Raw genomic sequence first — 16,804 nt, forward strand, 5'->3', positions numbered from 1 at the left:
TTGACGATGACCGGGTCCTTGGACGCGTCAGGCAAGGTGCCGCGCACGCCCTGCACCTTCGACAGCACTTCCGTCAGCGCGGTGTCGGGGTCGGAGCCGAGCTTCATCTGCACCGTTACAGTGCTGGTGGACGGGCTGCTCGAGGAGGTGACGTAGTCGATGTTTTCCGTCGAGGCGACGGCGCGCGCGATCGGGGCGGAAATGAAGCCCTGGATCAGGTCGGCGCTGGCGCCTGGATAGGCGGTAGTGATGGTGATCGCCGTCTCGTCGACCTTCGGATATTGCCGGATCGACAGGTTGAAGATGCCCTGGAAACCCAGAAGCAGGATCATGCAGGCAAGGACCGTCGACAGGACGGGCCGGCGAATGAAAAGATCGGAAACGCTCATTGCTGGTCGGCCTGCTTGTTCGCCGATTTGGTCGGGTCGATCGTGTTGTCGACGTTCACGGTCATGCCATTGAACAGGCGGTTCTGGCCGGCGGTGACGACTTCCTCGCCCGCCTTCAGCCCCTCAACGATCTCGACCATGCCCTGATTGCGGCGGCCGGGCTTGACGAAGACCTGAGACAGCACGAGCGCGGGCTTATCGGCCTCGGCAGGCTTGGCCGCATCGGCCGGCTTGGCATCGGCGGGCTTGGCGTCGGCGGGCGTGGGGTCGGAAGGCTTGGGATCGGCAGGCTTGGTCGCGTCGGCGGCCGGCTTGGCATCCGCGGGTTTGGCGTCGGCTGGCTTTTCCGCCTGCGCGGGCGCCGCCCCGGCGGGTTTGGCCGGCTGTACCACGAAGATGTAGTCGCCGTAGAGGCTGGTGGTCAGCGCCGTCTGCGGCAGCGACAGCACGTTCTGCTCCTCCGGCAGTTCGACGCGCACCTGCACGAACTGGCCAGGGGTCAGCTTGCCGTCCGGATTGGCGACCTCGGCGCGGATGTTCACCAGCCGGCTCGACGGGTCGATCTTGGGGTCGATGCCGCGAATGGCGCCGGCGAAGGGCATGTCGCCGCCACCAAGGCCCAAGCGAACCGTCTGGCCGATCTTGAGCAGCGGGAGCTGCTGTTCGGGAACAGAGAAGTCGACCCGCATCGTGTCGAGGTCCTGCAGCGTCACCACCGAGGTGCCGGGCGACAGGTACTGGCCGAGATCGATCTTCGGAATGCCGACCGTGCCGGCGAAGGGCGCGGTCAGCTGCTTCTGGTCGAGCACAGCCTGCAGTCTGGTAACCTGCGATGCCGAGGCGGAGGCCGCGGCGCGCGCGCTGTCCAGGGTCGAATCGGAGCCGACACCGCGCTTGGTCAGTTCGATGGCGCGCGTCAGCGAGACCTGATCGAGCGCGGCCTGCGCCTTCTGCGCCTCGAGATCGGCGCGCTCGACGGCGTCGTCGAGTTGCAACAGCACCGCGTTGGACGCGACTTTCTCGTTGGCGTGGAAGGGTATTTCCTTGACGATACCGCTGACTTCCACCGTCAGGTCGACACCGCGCACGGCACGCACGGTGCCGATGGCCTCGACGCCCGGCGTCCAGTTCGCCGGCTTGGCGATGGTCGTCGACACGGTCGCCGCCGGGGGCTTCATCGTGGCGAAATACTGCTTGATCATGCCGTCGCGGAAGTAGTTGAACCAGACGATGCCGCCGACCACGACGCCGAGCACGAGCAGGATCAGAAGGATGATGAAGATACGGAGTATGCGCTTGAACAAGGAAGTCCCCTCAGTCGAAATCCGGCGCGAAGCTCGGACATCGGGACACATATCGACCGCGGGCCCCGATTTCAAATAGTGGCGGCCTTACTGTACCGTCTGGACGGTCTTGTCAATTGGGCCTAAGCTTGCGAAGGGAGGCGTCATGAGAGCCCAACGACCGAACTCGCGCGAGAAGATCCTCGCCGCGGCCGCTGATGTTGCACGGGAATCCGGACCCGGCAGCCTGTCGCTTGAAGCGGTGGCTAGCCGCGCCGGCGTCTCGAAGGGCGGACTGCTCTATAATTTCCCGACCAAGGCCAAATTGATGCAGGGGCTGGTCGAAGGCTATCTGCGCGAGTTCGAGCAGGCCCTGGAAGCCGCCAACAGCAATGACAAGGGCGAGAACCCGCTCGCTGTCTATATCAGGTTGTCGGCGAATGACTGCGAGGAGAAGCAGCCATCGGCATCCTGGATATTCTCGGCGATCGCCGAGGACCCCGATTTCATGACGCCGATAAAGACCTTCAAGCGCCAGCTGTTCGAAAAGCTGAAGGGCGGCAGGAACGACCTCAGATCGCTGCTGGTCTGCTTTCTGGCCATCGAAGGCCTGCGCAGCATGAACCTGTTCGATTCCGACGTGCTGTCGAAGGAAGAGCGCGAGCTGCTGGTGTCGTCGCTTCTGGAAATCGCCGAATAGACGCCTGATGGCCCTTCAATCGACGGCGCGTTCGATGTCGCGACGCAGGACGATCGCGGTCGTCAGGTCCTCGACACCGCCGAGCGTGGCAACGAGATCGCGGACCGTGTTGAGCCTGTCGATCGACTGGACCTCGACCTCGACGATCAGATCGAGCTGACCGCTGACCGACGACACCCGGCGCACTTCCGGATAGCGCGCCAGCTGGTCGAGGATGCCGATCGACGGGGTACGGATCAGCGTGACCAGCAGGAAGGCGCGGACAAGCCCCGCGTCCATCTGGCCGATATCGGCGCGGTAGCCCCTTATGACGCCGCTCTTTTCCAGCGAGGCCACGCGTTCGCTGGTCGCGCTGCGCGACAGGCCGATGCGCCCGGCAAGCGACTTCAGCGGGATGCGGGCCTCCTTCGACAGGATGGCGAGAATGTCCCTGTCCTTGGCGTCCAGTTCCCTCATGTCCCGATGCTCCAGGCGGTTCCGTTAATGTGCCGGTCAAAGCAGTCATTGTGCCGGCGTAACCGACGCTTTGCCGGATGCCCGATTTTTTGGCCCGTGCCAAGCTTCGACAGGACAGATCGGATTTCACATGACTGACGTTTCCCACCCAGCGCCGCATTTCCCGCCCGGCGAAGCCGTCGATCTTGCGGCGCTGCATTTCGGCATAGCCGGAACCGTCGCGCCGCTCGACAGCGAGCGCGACCAGAATTTCAAGCTGACGGCGGCGGATCATTCGCTGTGGATTCTCAAGATCGTCAATGCCAGCGAGCCGCGGGTCGAGAGCGATTTTCAGGCAGCCCTGTTCGACCATCTCGAACGCCACAGCCCGGACCTCGCCGTGCCGCGCCTCAGGAAAACAAGACAGGCAACATCGCTCGCCCATGCAAGGGGCCCCGGCGGCGAAGACCATGCGTTGCGCCTGGTGTCGTGGCTTCCGGGACGGCCGCTGGCCGAGAGCGAGGCAAGCCCGGCGCTGCTCGAGAGCCTCGGCGGCGCGCTCGGCCGGCTGGACCGGGCCCTGCAGGGCTTCATCCATCCCGGTGCCTTGCGCTCGTTCGACTGGGACATCCGCCAGGCGGGCGGCGGGCGGCAGCGTCTTCATCATATCGATGACAGCCAGGACCGAGCCTTGCTGGAGCGGTTCCTCGATCGTTTCGATGCCGAGGTCGCGCCCCGGCTGCCCGCCTTGCGCGCGCAGGTGATCCATAACGACGCCAATGACTGGAACGTGCTGGTCGACCCCGACCGGCCAGAGCGCGTCGCCGGGCTGATCGACTTCGGCGATGCGCTGCACAGTGTCCTGATAGCAGAGGTCGCCGTCGCCTGCGCCTACGCCATACTCGACGCCGAGGATCCGATCGGCGCGGCCGCACGGCTGACATCAGGTTTTCATGCCGAATATCCGTTGCGCGAAGAGGAACTCGACCTGCTCTTCGATCTGATCGCGATGCGTCTCGTCACCTCGGTGACCTTGTCCGCCGCGCGCCGGGACCGTACCGTCGACAATCCTTATCTCTCGATCTCGGAAGCGCCGGCCTGGCGGCTGCTGCATCGTCTTGGCCGGATGAACCGGCGCTTCGCCACCGCCATCCTGCGCCATGCCTGCGGCTTCGAAGCGGCTCCCGGAGCCCGCGCCGTGACAGGCTGGATCGCGGCGAACCGTGCGCGGCTGGCGCCGATCCTCGACCGTCATCCGGCCACGCTCGCCAAGGCGCTCGTGCCTTATGGCGACCCGCAAAATCCGATGACCGTGGCATCGGCCGCGCAGCAGCCCGAGGAGGCGACCGCGTGGTGGGACGCCTATTGCGCCGAGCATGGCGTTGCGCTCGGCATCGGTCCATGGGGCGAGGCGCGCACGGTCTATGCGGGCGAAATGTTCCAGTCGCGTTTCGTGGACGGTGCGCGGCGGGCCAATCATCTCGGCCTCGACCTCTTCATGCCGGCGGGCGCAAGGCTTTACACGCCGCTCGCCGCCACGGTCAGAAGCGTCGAGATCGAAGAGGATCCGCTCGGCTATGGCTGCCTGGTGGCGCTGGAGCACGCGCCGCCGGGTTGTCCGCGTTTCGTCACGCTGTGGGGCCACATGGCGCATGAGGCGGGACGGCGGCTGAAGGCGGGCGACCGTTTGGAAGCCGGCGCGCTTGTCGGCGAGATGGGCGGGCCGGCGGAAAATGGCGGCTGGGCGCCGCATCTGCATTTCCAGATATCGACGGACGCAAGCCTCGCGGCGCGCGACATACTCGGGGTCGGCGAGGAGCGCTATCTCGATGTGTGGAAGGAGCTGTTTCCGGATGCCGCCGACCTCGCCGGCATTCCGCCGGAAACTTTCCGGCAGAGCGGCCGCGCCCGTTCCGAGATCGTCGCGGCGCGCAAGGCGTCGCTGCTGCCCAACCTCTCCATCTCCTATTCCGAGCCGATCAAATTCGTGCGCGGCGAGGGCGCCTGGCTGATCGACGACCGCGGCCGCGCCTATCTCGACTGCTTCAACAATGTCTGCCATCTCGGTCATGCCCATCCCGACGTGGTCGAGGCGATCGCCAGGCAGGCGGCGAAGCTCAACACCAACACGCGCTATCTGCACGACGCCATCGTGACCTATGCGGAACGGTTGACGGCGACGCTTCCGGCCGGGCTGTCGGTGGCGTCCTTCGCCTGTTCGGGCAGCGAGGCCAACAGCCTGATGCTGCGCATGGCGCGAACCCATACCGGGCGCAGCGAGGCGATCGTGCTCGACTGGGCCTATCACGGCACGACGCAGGAGCTGATCGACCTCAGCCCCTACAAATACAAGCGCAAGGGCGGCAAGGGCCGGCCGGCGCATGTGTTCGAGGCGGTCATTCCCGACAGCTACCATGCACCGGCGGAATGGCCCGCCGAAGAGCATGCGAAGCGCTTTGCCGAGAGCGTCGCCGAGCAGATCGCCGAGATGGCAAGGCAAGGCCACGCTCCGGGCCTGTTCCTGGCGGAATCGATACCGAGCGTCGCCGGCCAGGTCTTCCTGCCGGACGGCTATCTCGGCGAGGTCTACGCCATGGTGCGCGCCGCCGGCGGCATCTGCGTCGCCGACGAGGTGCAGGTCGGTTTCGGTCGGGTCGGCAGTCATTGGTGGGCATTCGAGACCCAGGGCGTGATCCCCGACATCGTCACCATGGGCAAGCCGATCGGCAACGGCCATCCGATGGCGGCGGTGGTGACGACCCGGGAGATCGCAGCCTCGTTCAACAACGGCATGGAATATTTCAATACGTTCGGCGGCAATCCGGTGTCATGCGCGGCAGGTTTGGCGGTGCTCGACGTCATCGAGCGCGACGGGCTGAGGCGAAATGCGCTGGAGATCGGCGACCATCTCCTCGCCCGGTTCAGGGATCTGCAGGCCCGCTACGACATCATCGGCGACGTGCGCGGCCAGGGGCTGTTTCTCGGCATCGAGCTGGTCGAGGACCGCAGGATCAAGTCGCCGGCGACGGCGCTTGCCCGCCGCGTCAATGACGGCGTGCGGGCGCGCGGTGTGCTGATCGGCACCGAAGGTCCGCACGACAATGTGCTGAAGATGCGTCCGCCGATGATCTTCAGCCGCGCCAACGCCGATCACCTGGTCGGCGTTCTCGATGAGACGCTGGCGGCGGTTCTGGCGGAAAGGGCGTAGGACTGGCACCGCGCCAAAGGTGGCGCGGAGGGAATTCGGGAGCAGCGATTTTTGAGGAACGTCCGGTGCTTCACGCGCCGGCGGGAGGAGAGGCTTTGCCTCGAAAAGGGAGGAAACCATGAAACATGCAATCATTGCCACGCTCGCGCTGGCATCGGCCATGATGGCCGTGCCGGCCAAGGCGGACACATTCGATACCGTCAAGCAGAGAGGCTCGATCCTGTGCGGCGTCAGCCAGGGCGTGGCCGGCTTTTCGGCGCCCGACGACCAGGGCAAATGGAGCGGCTTCGACATCGACTTCTGCCGCGCGGTTTCCGCCGCCGTGTTCGGCGATCCGGACAAGGTCAGTTATGTGCCGCTGTCGACCAAGGAACGCTTCACGGCGCTGCAGGCGGGCACGGTCGACATCCTATCGCGGCAGTCGACCTGGACCCTGTCGCGCGACACCGGCATGGGCATCCATTTCGCCGGCACCGCCTACTATGACGGCCAGGGCTTCATGGTGCGCAAGAACCTCAATGTGGACAGCGCCTTGAAGCTCTCCGGCGCCACGGTTTGCGCCGAACAGGGTACGACCACGGAGCAGAACGTCGCCGACTATTTCAGCGCCCACGCCATGAAATACGAAGCCGTCGTCATCGATTCCGCCGACAGCATCATCAAGGCCTTCGACAGCGGTCGCTGCGATGTCTACACGACCGACGCGTCGGCGCTCTATGCGCAGCGCCTGAAGCTGACCGATCCCGCCGCCTTCACCGTGCTGCCCGAGATCATCTCCAAGGAGCCGCTCGGTCCCGCCGTGCGCAAGGGCGACGACAAATGGTTCGATGTCGTGCGCTGGACGCTGTTTTCGCTGATCGAAGCGGAAGAGGAAGGCATCACGCAGGCCAATGCGGAAGCCTCGCTGAAGTCGCCGAACCCGACGGTCCGGCGGTTTCTCGGCGTCGAGGGCGACAATGGCAAGCAGCTCGGGCTGGAGCCGGCCTTCGCCTATAACATCGTCGCCAAGGTCGGCAATTACGGCGAGATGTTCGAACGCAATCTCGGCCAGGCCAGCCAGCTGAAGATCGCGCGGGGCATCAATGCGCTGTGGAACGCCGGCGGGCTGATGTACGCGCCGCCGGCGCGCTGATCCTTGTTCTGTCGCAATTCCGGACGGAAAACCGGTTCCCGCTTTTCCTGGAATTGCTTTGAGACCGTGCACGCCGAGCTGGCGTGCACGGCCGGTTTCAAGCCGTCGGCAGGGCCTTGCCCGTCGACGGATCGAACAGACGAAGCGCTGCGTCGTCGAAAGCGAGGTCGCGCTTGTCGCCCTTGGCGACGGAGGCCCTGGGCGGCAGACAGGCCGTCAGTTGCTGCGTGCCGATGCGGGCGGTGGTCACCAGTTCCGGGCCGGTCAGTTCGACGACCTCGATCTCGACAGGCAGCGACAGATCGGTCGCGGCGCCCGCAACCGCGCGGAGCGCTTCCGGCCTGACGCCGAGGACGACCTGGGCGCCTTCGCGCGCCGAGCCGGCGTAGCGAGCCGGCAAGGGTATGCGCACGTCGGAGCCGGCGATGGCCAGCTTCCCGTCCACGATCACCGCTTGCAGCATGTTCATCGACGGTGCGCCGACAAAGCCGGCGACATAGAGCGTCGCCGGTTCGTTGTAGATCTCCTCTGGTGTGCCGAGCTGTTCGATCCTGCCGTCGCGCATCACGGCGATGCGGCTCGCCAGCGTCATGGCCTCGATCTGGTCGTGGGTGACATAGACGACGGTGGTCTGCAGCATCTGATGCAGCCGCTTCAATTCGGTGCGCATTTCCAGGCGCAGCTTGGCGTCGAGGTTGGACAGCGGCTCATCGAACAGGAACACCTGCGGCTTGCGCACCAGAGCGCGGCCGATGGCGACGCGCTGCCGCTGGCCGCCGGAGAGCTGGCTCGGCTTGCGGTCGAGCAGGCTTTCGATCTGCAGCAGTTTCGCGGCTTCGCCCACCGCCTTTTCGCGCTCATCGGCCGCGACGCCGCGCATCTCCAGCCCGAAGCCGATGTTGCGGCGCACGGTCAGGTTCGGATAGAGCGCGTAGGACTGGAAGACCATGGCGATGTCGCGGTTCTTGGGATGGACACCAAGGATCGAACGGCCGCCGATCAGGACGTCGCCGCTCGTCGCTTCGGCCAGGCCCGCGATGATGTTGAGAAGCGTCGACTTTCCGCAGCCGGAAGAACCGAGCAGCACCAGGAACTCACCGCTCTGCAGCGCGATGTCGATGCCTTTCAGCGTTTCGACGCTGCCATAATTCTTGCGGACGTTGCGGATTTCAAGCGCGCTCATGCGTGGCTTCCCTGGGGTGCATTGGTTCGCCGTAGTTGCGAGGCAAGGTCGATATGGCGCGCGAGGCGACCCGCGTCGCGGCTTCGAGCGAGGCGGTGAGCGGCTGGTCCTGCGCCAGCGCGGCCAGGAAAGCGGCGTTGAAGACATCGCCGGCGCCGATCGTATCGATGACCTTGACGTCGGGTGCGGCCGCCCGGACCAGCGTTCCGCCGGGGCCGATGGCGATCGCCCCTTCGGGGCCGCGCTTGACCACGGCGGTGGCGCCCTTCTTCGTCATGGATTGTATCCGCCGCGCGGCGTCGACGGGGTCCGGTGTGCCGGCCAGCGTCACCGTCTCGACCTCGTTGAACAGCGCGAGATCGCAGCGCGCCAGCCATTCCCGCGCCGCCTTGCAATTGGCCGGCGTCCAGCCCTGCATCGGCCATCCGGTATCCAGCGCCACGGCGATATCGTGGCTGCCCGCCCAGTCGAAGAAGGCCTCGTAGTCGCCAGTGAGATCGTCGGTGAGGAAGGAGCCGCACAGCAGCGCGTAGCCACCGCCGAGCCGCTTGCCGTCGAGTACGCAGAGCACATCGGCCAGGCTGAAGCGAGGCAAATGCCCGCGCGTGGTGAAAAACGTCCGCTCGCCATCGGGATGCGTCATGCCGACGGAGAGCGTCGTGCTTTCGGGGCGCACCGGCCATTTGTCGGCGCGGGCACCAAAGGCTTCGCGCAGCCAGTGGCCGAACTGGTCGTCGCCGACATTGGCGGCAATCTCGAAATCGACGTCCAGCGCCTGCCAGGCGAGCCCGGTGTTGCCGGCCTGGCCGCCGACGCGCAGATCGTCATGGTCGACGACGGTTTCAGTGCCGGCCTTCGGCCATGGCGCGACCGGGCCGACGATCAGGTCGACATTGACGTTGCCGATCACCGCGAGCGGACGCATCATTCGCTCCTGGTAATCTTGGTCGTGCGCACGGGCGTGCCGGCGTTGTCGACGCGGCTGTCGGCGAAGGCGATCATCAGGCGCTGGGCGACAGGCAGCATGGCGAAGATCGCGGCCATGCCGGAAGCCGGCCTGAAAGCAAGCGTCACGGCGCCCGCCACGGGCGATTGCCCGGAAGCGTCGAAGACCACCAGCGGCGCGCCGGTCTCGACCACCGAAAGGGCCATCGCGGTCACCAGTTCCGATGTCGGGTCGTTGCCGCGAAACAGGACGACGCCGATCCCCGGGCCAAGCATTTCCATTGGGCCGTGCCGCAACTGGCCGCCCTCGAGGGAGAAGCAAGGCCGCCGCGACAGCTCGGTCAGGCCGAGCGCCAGGGCTTCGGCGACACCTTGCAGGCGCCGGCCGGAGGTGACGATGGTCTCCACCTCGGCAAGGGTGGCGAGCGCCGCCGCGATGTCGCAATCCTGGGGGGCTTCGAGCTCGGCGATGGCGGCAACAGAATCCTCGCCCAGGGCGGCGAGGATGGCCAGATGCAGAGCGAGGGTCACGGTCAGGCTGCGGGTGGCGGCAAAGGCCAGTTCGGTGCCGCCGGCGCCGACCAGGCCAGGCGCAGTGCGGGCAAGGAAGGAGCCGCCCTCGAGCGTCAGGCCGAAGACATCCGAGACGCCGCCGGCCTGTAAAAACCACCTGACGACCTCGGCGCTCTCGCCGGATTGGGAGGTTACGATCACGCTGCGGCCATCGAGCGGCAGCGGCTGGCCGAGTTGCTCCGAGAGCGGCGTCGCCAGGGCGTCGACGCCGAGCGCGCGATATAGCGGTTCCACCGCGCGGCCGACGGCATGCGAGCCGCCCATGCCGAGCAGCAGCAGCCGTCCCGTTTGCCTGATCGAAGCCGCTATCGTTTGCGCCTCGGCGGTGTTCTGTCGGAACGACGCCAGCGCGTCGGCGTGCTGGCGCGCCATTTCGCGGTCGATCGCGGCCAGTCCGGCGGGGCGGGTTTTCCCTACAGTCATTGTCATCCTTTCACACCGCCGCTGGTCAGGCCCGAGATCAGCGCCCGCTGCATGACCAGCCCGATCAGGACCGGCGGCAGGGCGGCCAGAACGCCGGCGGTGGCGATCAGCCCGTAGTCGGAAACACGGCCACCGGCGAGATCGGCGATGGCGACCGTCAGGGTCTTGGCGCGCTGGTCGGACGTGAACAGCAGCGCGTAGAAGAATTCGTCCCAGGCAAGCAGCACGGCAAACAGGGCCGATGTCGCCATCACCGGCGCGGCGAGCGGCAGCGTGATGATGCGCCAGGTCTGCAGCAGGCCGGCGCCGTCGATCATTGCCGCAGCCTCGATTTCGCGCGGAATGGAATCGAAGCCGGATTTCATCAGCCATGTGGTGAAGGGAGCCAATATGGAGAGGTAGACCAGCGCCAGGCCGAAGACATTGTTGAGCAGGCCGAGATGCGACAGGCCCATATAGAGCGGCACGGCGAGCGCCACCGGCGGCAGCATGTAGGTGGCGATGACCATCGACAGCGACCAGCCCACCGCGGGCGTGCGCGACACCGCCCATCCGGCGGGGATCGCCAGGGCAAGTGCTGCCAGCGTCGCCATGCCCGCGATCTCCAGGCTGTTGCGCAGCGAGGAGGTGAAGGCCGCGCCGGCACTGTTTTCGGCGGTCGACAGCAATTGCCCGTAGCGTGAGAAATCGACGGCCTGCGGCCACCAGCGCAGCGGCTTGGCGGCGAGGTCGGCGGCCGGAGAAATGCTCATGATGAACAGCCAGGCGATCGGCGCCAGGATGACGGCCGCGAGCAACAGCGCACAGGCGTAGATGAAAAAGGTGAAGGCGGGGCTCCTGCGTTCCATCAGGCGGCACCCCCCGCGGTCTTCCTCACCAGCGCCGCATAGGCGACGGCAAGCACCGTGACGAGCAAGGTGACGATCAGCGCCAGCGAGGCGCCCGAGCCGGCGCGCTGGAAGGAGAAGGCCTCCTGGTAGACCAGGATCGACAGCGTGCGCGTGCTGTTGGCGGGACCGCCACGCGTCATCACCCAGATGATGTCGAAGACCTTGAACGCTTCGATGGTGCGTAGCACCAGCGCCACCATCAGCGGACCGGCGAGATAGGGCAGGATGACGAAGCGAAAACGGTTGAATGGCCCGGCGCCGTCGACCAGTGAGGCGGCGGTGATGTCGCGCGGCACCGCCTGCAGGGCGGCGAGCGCGATCAGCGCCACCAGCGGAAAGTTCTTCCAGCAGTCGGCGACGATCAGGGCCGCCAGCGCGGTGCCCGGTTCGCCGAGCCAGGAGCGGTAGGCGTCGATGAGATGCAGCTGTGTCAGCGCGGCGTTGAGCGCGCCATATTCGGGATTGTAGATCAGCCGCCACAGCGTGGCGTTGACCACGGTCGGCAGTGCCCAGGGCAGGATCATCAAAGCGCGCAGGATGGCGCGGCCTTTGAATTCCTGGTTGAGCAGAAGTGCCGCCAGAACCCCGATCACCATCTCGGCGGCGACCGAGATCACAGCGAACAGCGTGGTGGTGACCAGCGTGCGCGAGAAGTTCGGGCTGGACAGCATGCTGGTGTAATTGTCGATGCCGACGAAATCGCCGCCGGTGCCGACGAGCTTGGCGTCGGTGAAGGAGAGGCCGATCGTGTCGACCAGCGGCCAGCCGATGACGGCGACCATGACCACGAGCAAGGGCAGCATCAGCAGCCATGCACGGGTTGTCATCCAGGTGCCCGACATCAGAGCAGCCTCTCCCTAAATTCATCTTGGTTTCAGACATAGCACGGGCGGCACAAGGCCGCCCGTGACCGGATAGCAAAGCTTAGAGGCCGCTGTTCTTGGCGGCGGTGTTCAAGGCGTCTTCCGGAGAAGACGTGCCGAGCAGCGATTCCTGGATGGCCTGCTGCAGGGCGGTCGACAGTTCCTGGTATTTCGGCGTGGTCGGACGCGGATACATGGCGGCGAGACCAAGCTTGGCGGCGGCGATCAGTTCTTCCTGGCCCTTGGTGACGGCCGGGTCGTCATAGGACGACGCCCAGATCGGCAGCGAGAGCTTGGCGTACTGGTTCTGCGTCGCCTGCGAGGTCATGAAGGTGATGTACTTCCAGGCTTCGTCGGGATGCTTCGACACCGCCGTGACGCCAAGTCCCATCGAGCCGTTGACTGCCGACACCTCGCTGGTGCCGGAAACGCCCGGCGCCGGCACGACGCCGACCTTGCCGGCGACCTTCGAGTCCTTCGGGTCGTTGGCCATGTTGTACATGTAGGTCCAGTTCAGCGCGAAAGCGGCATCGCCGTTTTCGAAGACCTGGCGGACGTCCTCCTCGAGGAATTCCTTGGAATTCGGATTGGTGAGGCCCGACTTGTAGCTGTCGACCATGTATTTCAGCGCCAGGACGCCGCCGCCGTTCTGGAAGTCGGGCTTGCCGTCCTTGAGGAAGTCGCCGCCATAGGCGCTGACCAGCGTGGTGTAGTCGCAGATCGCGGCTTCGGCCTGCGACCAGCTCCAGGCAATCGGCGTCTTCAGGAGGCCCTTGTCCTGGATGATCTTGGCCTGGGCGCCAAGCTCTTCCCAGGTCTTAGGCGGCGTCTTGATGCCGGCCTTTTCCAGGATCTCCTTGTTGTAGAACAGGTACTTGGTATCGAGGATCCACGGCATGCCGTAATATTTGCCGTCATACTGGACTGTCGTCCACGCGCCCGGCAGCACGCCCTTCTTCATGTCGTCGGTGATTTTCGAGGACACGTCGACCAGCACCTTGTTGGTCGCGTATTCGGCCGGCCAGATGACGTCGAACAGCACGACGTCATAGCCGCCGCCGGAGCCCTGGGCGAGGACCGTCTTGTCGTGCAGGCCTTCGTAAGGGACGAATTCGAGGTTCACCTTGACGTCGGGATTGGCCTTGGTGAAGGCGTCCGTCATGGCGCGCACATCGGCTTCGCTATAGGCGGCCTGCGCCATGAAAAGCGCATTGAGCGTGGTTTCGGCGAAAGCGTGGGGGACAAGCAGGCCCCCGGCAAAAACGGCACCCAACAGGGTCTTGCCGATCGATTTAAGCATCTTCTTCTCCCATTTCCGATGTTGTCGGGCCGGCGTTCCCTGCCTTCCCGGGTCGAGGTCGCGTGACCTATTGTTTTGCCGACGAGCTATGGAACCTGATTGTCCCAAGAGTCGGCACACTATTAAGTCAATTCGCTTGACTTAATTAGTCGATCAATATCCTAATGGAGTCAAGAGGGGAAAATGCCGGTGGACGATATCAGCCCGATCCGCGCCAAGAGCGGCACCAATCAGGAAGGCACCAGCGCGCATAACCGCCGCGTCATGATCGAGGCATTGCGCCTCAATGGCGCGCTGTCGCGAGCCGACCTGGCGCGGGCGACGCAGCTCACCAAGCAGGCGGTTTCCAACATCATCGAGGATCTTGAAAGCGACGGCCTCGTCGCGGCGCTGGACGCCGTGCGCAAGGGCAGGGGGCAGCCGTCGACCCCCTACAGGCTGGTGCCCGAAGGCGCTTTCGCCATCGGCCTGCAGATCGACCGTCACCTGACACGCGCCGTCGCGGTCGACCTGATGGGCAGCGTGCTGGCGCGGGCCGAGGCCAAGCTGCCCTTCGACGAACCGTCGAAGGGCGTGGAGGTCATTCTCGGCCTGATCGGCGGCGTGCGGCGCGATCTGGCGACGATTTCCTCTCAGTCGGAAAAGCGGCTCGTCGGCCTCGGCGTCGCCATGCCCGGTCCTTTCGGGCTGGAGAATTCGGACGACAAATGGATGATGCCGGCCTGGCAGAAGTTTCCGCTGCTGGAGACATTGGCGGCGGGGACAGGCCTGAATGTCGGCCTGCAGAACGACTCGGCCGCTTGCGCCACGGCCGAACGCATCGCGGCTGCGGCGCACGGCGTCGACCACGCGGTCTGCCTTTATGTTGGCTACGGCATCGGCACGGGTTTGATCCTCAACGGCGAGCTTTACAGCGGCGGCCACGGCAATGCGGGCGAAATCGGCATGGCGCTGCTGTCGCCAGCCGGGCCTGGTTCGACGCCGCTCGAACATCGTGCGTCGCTGGCATCACTCTATCAGCACCTCGGCCTCAATCCGGAAGATAGCGATATCTACCAGCAGATGAACGACCTCGTGCTGGCCGGGAATCCGGGGATGATGGCCTGGATCGACGGCGCGGCGCATGATCTGCGCTGGAGCGTGCATCTGATCGAAACGATCTTCGATCCGCAGACGGTCATCCTGACGAGCGGCGCGCCCGAAGCACTGGCGCGCCGGCTCGTCGAGGCGATGCATCCGCTGCTGCCGTCGATCGCCGACCGGCCGGGGCGGAACCTGCCGCGCCTGCAACTCGGCACCACCGATCCCTGGTCGATCGCGCTGGGCGCCGCCGCGGCGCCGATCAGCCGAGCCTTCGATCCGCTGTTCTCGGCGATCCTGAAGACGCGATCCGGTCCCGCCTAGCTGGATCAAAGCCGGCTGTCGGCGTCACACAGGGTTCATCGTGCGGACTTAGCGTCCTTCCCGGTTCCTTGCTGCAGTGCAAAAGGAGTGGGACATGGTGGACATAGTTTCTAACGAAGCGGGTATTCCGAGGCCGGATCACCCGCTGCATCAATCGGGCGGCGCCAAATGGTTCCTGCCCGCTTTCGGCGTACTCGTGCTGGTCGGCGTCATCTATGTCGGCTACGCGCTCAGCCAGGACCTCGCGGTGGCCAAGACCGTGCCGTGGATCCTGCTCGGCATCGCCTTGCTGATCGCGCTCGGCTTCGAATTCGTCAACGGTTTCCACGACACCGCCAACGCGGTGGCGACAGTGATCTACACGCGCTCCCTGCCGGCCGAATTCGCCGTCATGTGGTCCGGCGTCTTCAACTTCCTCGGGGTTCTCACCTCCAGCGGCGCGGTCGCCTTCGGCATCCTGTCGCTGCTGCCGGTCGAACTCATCCTGCAGGTCGGCTCCTCGTCCGGTTTTGCCATGGTGTTCGCGCTGCTCGTCGCGGCGATCCTGTGGAATCTCGGCACCTGGTTCCTCGGCCTGCCGGCCTCGAGCTCGCACACCATGGTCGGTTCGATCATCGGCGTCGGTCTCGCCAACCAGTTCATGGCGCCGGCCGGCAGCGCCACCAGCGGCGTCGACTGGTCGCAGGCGACCAATGTCGGCACCACCTTGCTGGTGTCGCCGATCGTCGGCTTCTTCGCCGCCGCCGCCCTGCTCTACGCGATGAAGCTTCTGGTGCGCAACCAGGCCCTCTACGAGGCGCCGAAGGGCAACGCCCCGCCGCCCTGGTGGATCCGCGGCCTGCTCATCTTCACCTGCACCGGCGTCAGCTTCGCGCACGGCTCCAATGATGGCCAGAAGGGCATGGGCCTGATCATGCTGATCCTGATCGGCGTGGTGCCGACCGCCTATGCGCTCAACCGCACGCCCGACATCAACTATCTCGAGGCCTACAAGGCGGCCTCGACCGGTGTCGAAACTGCATTGGGCAAATATGTGAAGCCCGGCGTTACCGTCGCCGACGCCAAGGACGCCAAGGCAGCGGTGCAGGACGCCGTACGCACCCGGACCTGGAGCGACAAGACGACGGTCGCGCTGCAGACCTACATCCACAACACGACGGCGGAGCTGCAACCCTACGCTTCGGTCGACAATGTGCCGACCGATCTCGTCAGCAACGCCCGCAACGACATCTACCTGATCGGTGAGGCGCTCAAGCTGATCGACAAGAAGCAGTTGCTGCCCATGGAGGCCGCCGACCTCAAGGCGGTGACCGACTATCACAAGGCCGTCGACAATGCGACGAAGTTCATCCCGCTCTGGGTGAAGATCGCCGTGGCGCTGGCGCTTGGCCTCGGCACGATGGTCGGCTGGAAGCGCATCGTCGTCACCGTCGGCGAGAAGATCGGCAAGAGCCACCTGACCTATGGCCAGGGCGCCGCCGCCGAACTCGTCGCCATGGTGACCATCGGCATGGCGGACCGGCTCGGCCTGCCGGTGTCGACGACCCACGTGCTGTCGTCAGGCGTCGCAGGAACCATGGCCGCCAACGGCTCCGGCCTGCAATGGTCGACCGTGCGCAATCTCTTGCTGGCCTGGGTGCTGACCCTGCCGTGCTCGATCGCGCTGGCCTTCGTGCTGTTCATCGTCTTCCGCCAGGTGTTCTGAGCGGAATACCAGCAAGTCAGAAAGGGCAGCGCCGCTCGCCGGCGCTGCCCTTTTCTTTGAGTGAGCATCGTGTTCAGGGGGCGAGGACGTATTCGTTTCTGCTGACGTGGCACATAGCTGGGAAATTGGCCAAAACGTCCATCGGTTGGTCATCCGGCGGCGGAGCAAGGAGCGAAGCGACGCGGCGCAGACCCCTGGAGCTGCTCCGCAGCCCAAGGGATCTGTGCCTGGACTCCCGCGCGCTGCCGCAGTGCAGAGTTCTGATCCGCTGTATTCCACGGCTGAGGTCGCGGCATGGATCCCAGGGTCTTCGCGACGGAGCTTCGCTCCTGCTTCGCCCAGGGATGACGAAGTTTGGAGGCGTCAGCCAA

The 16,804-nt window shown here is 65.4% G+C and carries 14 protein-coding genes; 5 read left to right on the forward strand and 9 right to left on the reverse strand.

Translation table 11 applies throughout. From position 1 onward, the window contains the following. On the reverse strand, positions 1-389 hold a 389-nt coding region (locus tag J0I79_RS18755; protein ID WP_292861991.1), incomplete at its 3' end, for an efflux RND transporter permease subunit. Further along, entirely contained in the window at positions 386-1,693 is a 1,308-nt protein-coding gene (locus J0I79_RS18760; RefSeq protein WP_292861994.1) for an efflux RND transporter periplasmic adaptor subunit, read from the reverse strand. The genes J0I79_RS18755 and J0I79_RS18760, both read right to left, overlap by 4 nt. Before the next feature lie 145 nt (positions 1,694-1,838). Between J0I79_RS18760 and J0I79_RS18765 the strand changes: the two genes are divergently transcribed. After that, positions 1,839-2,372: a TetR/AcrR family transcriptional regulator gene (locus J0I79_RS18765; protein WP_292861996.1), complete on the forward strand. Its 534-nt coding sequence runs from the start codon at positions 1,839-1,841 to the stop codon at positions 2,370-2,372. Between the two features lie 15 nt (positions 2,373-2,387). Here the strand turns inward: J0I79_RS18765 and J0I79_RS18770 are convergent, their stop codons facing one another. Then, complete coding sequence (locus tag J0I79_RS18770; protein ID WP_292861998.1) at positions 2,388-2,828, reverse strand: Lrp/AsnC family transcriptional regulator; 441 nt, start codon at positions 2,826-2,828, stop codon at positions 2,388-2,390. Between the two features lie 130 nt (positions 2,829-2,958). Between J0I79_RS18770 and J0I79_RS18775 the strand changes: the two genes are divergently transcribed. Continuing rightward, entirely contained in the window at positions 2,959-6,015 is a 3,057-nt protein-coding gene (locus J0I79_RS18775) for an aminotransferase class III-fold pyridoxal phosphate-dependent enzyme (RefSeq protein ID WP_292862000.1), read from the forward strand. Positions 6,016-6,175: 160 nt separating this feature from the next. Continuing rightward, on the forward strand, positions 6,176-7,147 hold the full coding sequence (locus tag J0I79_RS18780) for an amino acid ABC transporter substrate-binding protein (protein WP_292862070.1): 972 nt from the start codon (positions 6,176-6,178) through the stop codon (positions 7,145-7,147). 97 nt (positions 7,148-7,244) lie between these two features. Here J0I79_RS18780 and ugpC read toward each other — a convergent pair whose 3' ends face one another. The 6 genes from ugpC to J0I79_RS18810 all read right to left on the reverse strand — a co-directional run bounded on the left by ugpC (position 7,245) and on the right by J0I79_RS18810 (position 13,324). Then, positions 7,245-8,330 (reverse strand): sn-glycerol-3-phosphate ABC transporter ATP-binding protein UgpC, encoded by a 1,086-nt coding sequence (gene ugpC, locus J0I79_RS18785; RefSeq protein WP_292862002.1) that lies wholly within the window; start codon positions 8,328-8,330, stop codon positions 7,245-7,247. Beyond that, positions 8,317-9,255 (reverse strand): PfkB family carbohydrate kinase, encoded by a 939-nt coding sequence (locus J0I79_RS18790; RefSeq protein WP_292862004.1) that lies wholly within the window; start codon positions 9,253-9,255, stop codon positions 8,317-8,319. Before J0I79_RS18790 ends, ugpC begins: the two co-directional genes overlap by 14 nt. After that, entirely contained in the window at positions 9,255-10,277 is a 1,023-nt protein-coding gene (locus tag J0I79_RS18795) for an SIS domain-containing protein (protein ID WP_292862006.1), read from the reverse strand. The genes J0I79_RS18790 and J0I79_RS18795 overlap by 1 nt, the downstream gene beginning before the upstream one ends. Then, positions 10,274-11,119, reverse strand: a complete 846-nt coding sequence (locus J0I79_RS18800) for a carbohydrate ABC transporter permease (RefSeq protein ID WP_292862009.1) — start codon at positions 11,117-11,119, stop codon at positions 10,274-10,276. The genes J0I79_RS18795 and J0I79_RS18800 overlap by 4 nt, the downstream gene beginning before the upstream one ends. Next, the gene (locus tag J0I79_RS18805; protein ID WP_292862012.1) at positions 11,119-12,003 is read right to left on the reverse strand and encodes a sugar ABC transporter permease; all 885 of its coding nucleotides are present in this window, start codon (positions 12,001-12,003) and stop codon (positions 11,119-11,121) included. Before J0I79_RS18805 ends, J0I79_RS18800 begins: the two co-directional genes overlap by 1 nt. Before the next feature lie 82 nt (positions 12,004-12,085). Then, entirely contained in the window at positions 12,086-13,324 is a 1,239-nt protein-coding gene (locus J0I79_RS18810) for an extracellular solute-binding protein (protein WP_292862015.1), read from the reverse strand. A gap of 189 nt (positions 13,325-13,513) precedes the next feature. On the opposite strand from J0I79_RS18810, the gene J0I79_RS18815 reads away from it, so the two are divergent. Then, entirely contained in the window at positions 13,514-14,728 is a 1,215-nt protein-coding gene (locus J0I79_RS18815) for an ROK family transcriptional regulator (RefSeq protein ID WP_292862073.1), read from the forward strand. Positions 14,729-14,822: 94 nt separating this feature from the next. After that, entirely contained in the window at positions 14,823-16,433 is a 1,611-nt protein-coding gene (locus tag J0I79_RS18820) for an inorganic phosphate transporter (RefSeq protein ID WP_292862018.1), read from the forward strand. Positions 16,434-16,804: the final 371 nt, after the last annotated feature.

Origin of the sequence: Mesorhizobium sp. (genome assembly GCF_017306585.1) — a bacterium.
In the GTDB taxonomy this organism is placed as follows: Bacteria; Pseudomonadota; Alphaproteobacteria; order Rhizobiales; family Rhizobiaceae; genus Mesorhizobium.